The organism is Acinetobacter sp. NIOH-H-8 (assembly GCF_046635365.1).
Classification (GTDB): Bacteria; Pseudomonadota; Gammaproteobacteria; order Pseudomonadales; family Moraxellaceae; genus Acinetobacter.
Window position 1 is genome coordinate 1 of sequence record NZ_JBHDVN010000136.1, and the last position, 542, is coordinate 542.

A 542-nucleotide genomic window follows, 5' to 3' on the forward strand; every position below is an offset into this window, starting at 1 on the left:
AAAAAACTTTATTGTGACCAATCACTTAGCCAAGAATCATAAAATTAGTGATTTATTTCGTCATCTTCAAGTTGGTCAAACTGAATGTCGTAAACGACGTATTTGGGTTGGTCGAGTGAAACTGTATATTAGTGCGCTACGATTAGAAGATGGAGAGCTTTTACTTGTTGTTTCTCCTATGTTTAATGCTTCTGCTATTCGTGATTATGCATTACGCTGGGAAATCGAAACGTTATTTAGTTGTCTCAAAGGACGTGGATTCAATCTTGAAAATACTCGTTTAACAGACCCTAGACGAGTCAAGAAATTGATAGCAGTGCTAGCTATCGGTTTCTATTGGTGCTATTTAACAGGTGAATGGCAACATGATCGGAAAAAAGCGATAAAAATAAAGAAGCATGGACGACTTTCAGTAAGTTTATTTCGCTACGGTTTGGACTATGTTCAAATGGCTATTCTACGTTTGATTGGTTTTGGAAAAAAAGAAGAATTTAAGAAAGTGCTAGCAATTTTAAGAAAGAAAAAGCCTGATAGGACAAGGA

At 35.8% G+C, this 542-nt stretch carries 1 pseudogene; it reads left to right on the forward strand.

Annotated features, from left to right (window positions below):
* A pseudogene (locus ACEWB7_RS17425) lies at positions 1–542 on the forward strand (IS4-like element ISAba33 family transposase); the annotation flags it as partial.